The 5,665-nt window shown below is 74.6% G+C and carries 2 protein-coding genes and 1 pseudogene; all 3 read right to left on the bottom strand.

Annotated elements, in window-relative coordinates; all coding sequences use genetic code 11:
• Positions 1-481: DUF4157 domain-containing protein (locus FE811_RS25500; protein WP_140849308.1), on the bottom strand; the 481-nt coding region annotated here is incomplete at its 3' end.
• A gap of 184 nt (positions 482-665) precedes the next feature.
• Positions 666-3,986, bottom strand: a complete 3,321-nt coding sequence (locus tag FE811_RS25495; RefSeq protein WP_140849306.1) for a hypothetical protein — start codon at positions 3,984-3,986, stop codon at positions 666-668.
• A 39-nt stretch (positions 3,987-4,025) separates the two neighbouring features.
• Positions 4,026-5,665 (bottom strand): annotated as a pseudogene (locus FE811_RS27715) (hypothetical protein); the annotation flags it as partial.

Below are 5,665 nucleotides of genomic sequence, written 5' to 3'. Positions count from 1 at the left end.
CCGTGTCGGCGGCGGTTTCGGCCGCATCGCCGGGATTCGAGACCAGCGCTTTCGCCTGCACCGCGCCGCCGCCGCCCGAGCGGCGCTGCTGCACGACATGGGCCAGTTCATGCGCGATCAGGCTGTCGCCCGCCGTCGAGCCCGGCCGATAGCGGCCCGGCGCAAAGGCGATGTCGCTGCCCGAGGTCAGCGCCTGGGCCCGCGCCCGTCCCGTCGCCTGCGCCGCCGCCCCGCCGGTATGGATGCGCACATCGGAAAACGAGGCGCCGAAGCCCGTTTCCATCCGGGCCCGCAGGCTGGCGGGCAGCGCCGCGCCGCCGACAAGGCTGCGCTGCAGCAGGTTCAGCGGCTGCCGGGCGTTGTCGTGGCTGGTCGAGGCCGAAACCGGGGCCGAAACCGGGGCGGGGGCCGGGGCAGGCGCCGCCGGGCTGCGCGAGGCGTCGGCCGAACGGGTCGAAACGGGGCCGGACCTGGCCTTCATCCTGGGCCTCCCGCCTTGCGGGGCACGCCGGAAAGAGGAAGTGGACCAAGCCGTAGCAAGGTCCACTCCCAGGGACTTGAACCCTTCGGCATCCGCCGACCAGACGACTCGAACGCAGTTTCCCGGTTCGAGATCCCCTTCAGCCTAGCATTTCCGCAGGTCCGCTCCAAAGCAATTCTCCGCCTCAGGGCAGGGTCGCAGGCAGGCTGGGACTGCCCATCCCCGAATAGGCGTTGTCGGCAAAGGCGCCGATGAAGACGTCGGGGCGGCCCCAGCTTGGCTCGTCATTGCCAAGGCTGACCCAGCGTATCCCGACCGAGGGGCCGTGGCAGAAATTGCCCCTGACCTCGACCAGCGGCCCGAACCAGCCCCACAGGCGGATGCCGTCGCAATCCAGCCCGATCGGCTGCTCGCCATCCGCCAGTGGCACATAGCCGGCGTCGATGGCCTGGTTGCCGTTGATCCGCGCCGACAGGGTGCTGCCGATCCAGATGCCGCCGCGCTGGCGGGCCTGCCAGGGCAGGCGCAGGTCGATGCGGTTGTCCTGCACCTCGACCGAGCGCAGGAAAATGAAGTTCGACCGCGACCGGCCCGAAGAGCCGGCGACGCGGATCCCCTGGGCGAAGCCCGAAACCTGGTTGCCGCGGATGCGCGCGCCCTGGCCCGGCAGGGCCAGCAGCGCGGCGACCGGGCGGGCCAGCGTCTTGCCGCGCGCCGGCCCGCGAGAGGCGGCGACGGTGATGCCGGTCCGGCCGTGGACCAGCCCGTTCGTGGCGGTCAGCCCGTCGCGCAGGGGCTGGAACAGCGGCCCCATCCCGGCCGGGATGGTGGCCGAAGAGCCCAGGCCGAAGACCGCGCGCGCCAGGTCGCGGCGAAAGTCGCGCAGGAAATCGTCCATGATCTCGGGCGGGTGGCTGGCGCCGCCGGGGGGCTGGTTGGTTTCCGCGACCCGCTCCCACAGCTCGCTCCCCAGCGTCGCATGGGTGGAGAAGCTCAGCGTGTCGCGGCCCCACATGCCGTTCGCCATGGCGATGCCGTGCCGCGCCACCACGGGCGGGCCCGGCGGCGGGGCAAAGGCGAAGACCGGCCCGCCGACGAAGTCGAAGCCGCCGTCGCCGTCATGCAGGGTGATGCGGTCCAGCAGCACCTCGCCGACCGCGCGCAGGGTCTCGCCCCCGGCGGCGAGTTCGGCGGCAAGGTTCAGCGGATCGGGGCGGATGGCGATGACGTTGTCCTCGATCTCGGCATGGCCGGGATCGGCGGCGGTGACGCCGCTGTCGAACTGCCCCAGGCTCAGCGTGCAGCGGCGCATGGCGAAGCGGCGGGTCGGGCGGGCCGGCCCCGACACCTGCCGCACGGCTGCGGGGCCGGGTGCGGCAAGGCCGGCCGCGGTGACGCGGATCTGGTCCAGCCGCACCTCGCCGCAATCGACGAAGTCGATGACTGCGCCGTCGCCCGCCGCCAGCGCCTCGGCCGCGAAGTCGCGCAGGTCGACCGAGCGGCAGCGCTCGAAGCGGATGATGCGTCGCAGGTTGCCGCGCAGGATCGTGCCCGGCCCGATGCCGCCGACGATCAGGTCGCCCTTGTCGGCGACGACGATGGTCGCGGCCAGGTCGCGCACGCCGGCATTCAGGCAGATGCGGGCGTTGCCGTCCGGGGGAATGGTGTCGATCACCGCCTGGACCGAGGCCCCCGGCGGCACCGCGATCTCGCCGCAGCCGTCCGACAGGCGCAGGAACAGTTCGTCCAGCGCCTCTTGCACGGTATCGGCCTCTGTGCCGACGCGGGCGCCGTCGTAGCCGGTGAAATCGGCCTCTTGCCGGCACAGCTTGCGGCTGCGCCTGTCCAGCCATGCGCGCAGGATCATCGGCGTCGCCGCCGCGCCCCGCTCCAGCAGCGCCAGCGGCGCGAACTGCCGCTCGGGGCCGTGGGCGGTGGTGACGGCGGGGCCGTTGGCCTGGGGCGCCAGCACGCGGGCCTCGGCCTGCCACCAGTCGCCGGGCTCGAAGGCGCCGGCGACCTCGGCGATCAGCCCGTGTTCCAGCGTCAGCGTGGCCGCGCCGGTGCCGGGCCGTTCCAGGAGGCCCGACCACAGCCGCAGCTTGAGCCCGTCGCTGCCCAGGGGCGCGGGGCTGAAGGGCGGTGCCGGGGTTTCGGTCAGCGGGTCCAGCAGCCGGAACTCGCGCAGCGAGCCGGCGACGACATCGCCGCCGTCCAGCCGGAACAGCATCCCCTGCATCCGGCGCGGGCGCAGGAAGCCCGCGGCATTGACCGCGCCGGGGGCGGCGTCGCCGCGCTCGATCGCGTCCGAGGTCAGCTCGACCAGGTCGCCCGCGCGCAAGGGATCGTTCGCGCCGACGCGGACATGGGTGACGGCCGCGCCGGGCGGCTGGTCGGGCATCAGGGTGCAGGGCCACAGCCCCGCCGCATTGTCGCGCGACCACTTGAACCGCGTGACCGCGCCGCCGCCAGTCGTGACCTCATGGACGACCAGCCGATACAGGCGGTTTTCCGTGCCGCTGTAGCCGCCCGGCACCGGCAGGTCGCAGGGATCGGCGGCGGCGGTGCCGGCGCTGGTGCCGAAGGTGACGCTGCCCGTGGGCAGGGTCAGGCGGTCGAAGGCGGCGGCGATGGCCGCGGGATCGCTCAGCCCCGTGACGGGGGCCAGCTTGACCTGGGCCACCACCTCGGAGCGGCTGGTCGTCTCGCGGCCGGGGCCAAGCGCCTGTTCGCGCAGGCCGGGATCCTCGACGGCGGTGACGACGCGCTCGGCCAGTTCCAGATAGGCCGCGACGCGCGAGCCCGGCGCCCCGGCCGAGGCGGCGCGCAGCTGGTCCGCCGCGGGTCCGGTCAGGTCCGGCCAGGCGGCCTCGCGGGCATCGGCCAGCAGCCCGCCGATCTGGAAGCCGCCTGCGCACCAATGCAGCACGGCCGCGGCGGCGGCGGGGGCCTCGGTTTCGATCAGGGCGACCCAGCAGGGCTGCGCGCCGGGGGCGAAGACGGCCTGCGCCCCGTTCAGCGTGACGGCGAAGGGGGCGTAGCTGCCGGCCGCCGGGATGTTGAGCACGGTGCCCGCGACCGCCACCGTCGCCGGCTGGTCGGCGCGCATCCAGACCCGGCAGGGCGTCGGCGCGGCCAGCGGGCTGCGCAGCGGCACGGCGACGGTTCCCGCCCCGCCGCCAAGCTGAAGCCCCGGCAGCCGGTCCAGATACTTGCGCGAAAAGTCCCGCGTCGCACTGGCGCCGCCCGCCGCCTGCGGCTGTTGCCCCAGGACCGGGTCGAACATCGCCAGAAGCCGCCCCGGCGTGACGAAGAACCCCAGGTCGGTCGAGCCGCTTTCGCAGGCGACATGCGCCAGCCCCTGCCGGTCGATGCGGTCGCCGGCGTCCATCAGCGCATGCAGGTCGCTGTCGAGGATCGGTGCGCCCTGCCGCGGCAGCACGCGCCGATAGCTGCGCCCGCGCTTGGCGTCAGGCCGGTGTCCGCGCGAAAAATCCCCTTCCATGGCCTGTCCTCCCTGTCGTTCCCGTCCGGCGGGGCCCTGTCAGGCCCGCGCCACGATTCCCGTTCCCAGCCCGGCCGGCGTATGCTCGGCCAGGCGCCGCTCCAGCCCGGCGTAAAGCTCGCCCAGCCTTGCGGCGTTGAAGGCGCCGATCTCGCCCCCGTCCGAAGCGCCGGTCAGCACCCGCCCGTCGCCCCGTGCATCCAGCCGCAGGAATGCCGGGTCGCGGCGCTCGCGGCTTTCGAAGGGCGGGCGGATCGGCTGGCCCGTCGCGGGGTCGGTTTCCAGCACGCGGTGGCGGCGCGGCGTCTGGCTGCCGGGGCCGACCAGCGAATAGCGCAGGCAGCCGCGAAAGCGTTCATGCGCCAGCAGGAGCCCGGCGACGATGGTGTCGGAAAGCTCGGCCTGGCCCACCTCGATCCGGCCCAGCAGGGTGGCGCGTTCGCTGGCCAGCCGTGCCAGCGGCGCGGTCAGCGCCGGCTGGATGTCCTCGGCCGCGGCGAGGAGGGAATCGGCGATGTCGATCTCGCCCGGTTCATCGACCAGCAGCGGCCCGAGGATGCAGCGCCGGATCGTCGCGCGCTCGACCCCCGCGGCCTCGAGCAGGCGCAGCCGCAGGGTGATGTCGGCGCGCAGCACGCCCAGGAAGCCCAGGAAGACCTGCTGCGCCGGGGGCAGCTCCAGCGTCATGCCGCCCGCGCCCGCGCGGGTCAGGGCGATGCCGCCAAGCGCCAGGCTGTCATAGCTGGCCGCGCCCGGTGCCGAAGAGGCGACCTGGATCACCGGCCGCTCGAAGGGCGCGGCGCGCAGTTCCAGCCGGGCGGGGCCGGCGGGCCAGGCCAGCGCCTCGGCCGGGTAGAAGCCGGAATCGACGATCTCGATGATCTCCTCGGGCTGGCCCGCGCCTGCCGCCGCCAGCGCTGCCGCGACCGTGCGGTGCAGCGGCAGGCCCAGCAGATCCGGCGAGGCGCCGCTGCCAAGATGCCCCGAGGCCGAGACCAGCCGCGTCGGCGCCGGGCGCAGGCCCAGCCAGCGGCGGTGGTCGACGGGCAGGGCGCCCATGGGCATGGTCGCGCCCTCTTGCAGGTCCACCGTCACCGGGCCCGGCTCGGCGATGCCGGCGGCGGGCGGATGCGGCACGATGCCGTCGCCCGCGTTCATCGCGAAAAGCCCGAAGCGCGGGTCGATGTCCAGCCGCCCCGGCCGGGCCGGTTCCAGCACGTCGGGGCCGGATTCGCTTTGCCACGGACACAGCCGGCGCCAGCCCGCCTCGCGCCGCCGGATCGGGACCGGGCCGGGCAGGGGCGCGGCATCGCCCAGGCTGCGCCGCATCGGCGTCGTCGTCCCCGCAAGCCAGGTCGAGCCGTCCGCGCCGACCTGGACCGCCAGGCTGTGCCGGGCCAGCAGCGGGCCGCGCGGCCAGAAGGCGCTGCCGTCCGGCGCCGTCTCGGCCGTCTGCGAGGCGACGAGTTCGGGCAGGTGGATCAGCGCCGCGCTGCCGTCATAGGCGGTAAAGGCGACCTCGGCCGGGGTCATGACCGCGCCGTTCAGGCCGGATTCGAAGCGCAGCGACAGCGCCAGGTCGGAAGGTCCCGCGGCCAGGATCGCGCCAAGCGCGGCGAAGCGCGCGGGCAGCGCGGCGGCGGCCAGCGGCACGCCGTCCGCGCCCACCGCCGACCAGC

It is taken from the genome of Paracoccus sp. FO-3 (assembly GCF_006386455.1).
Lineage (GTDB): Bacteria > Pseudomonadota > Alphaproteobacteria > Rhodobacterales > Rhodobacteraceae > Paracoccus > Paracoccus versutus.
Note: the sequence above shows the minus strand (reverse complement) of the source record. Positions and strands in the feature narration are given on the sequence as shown.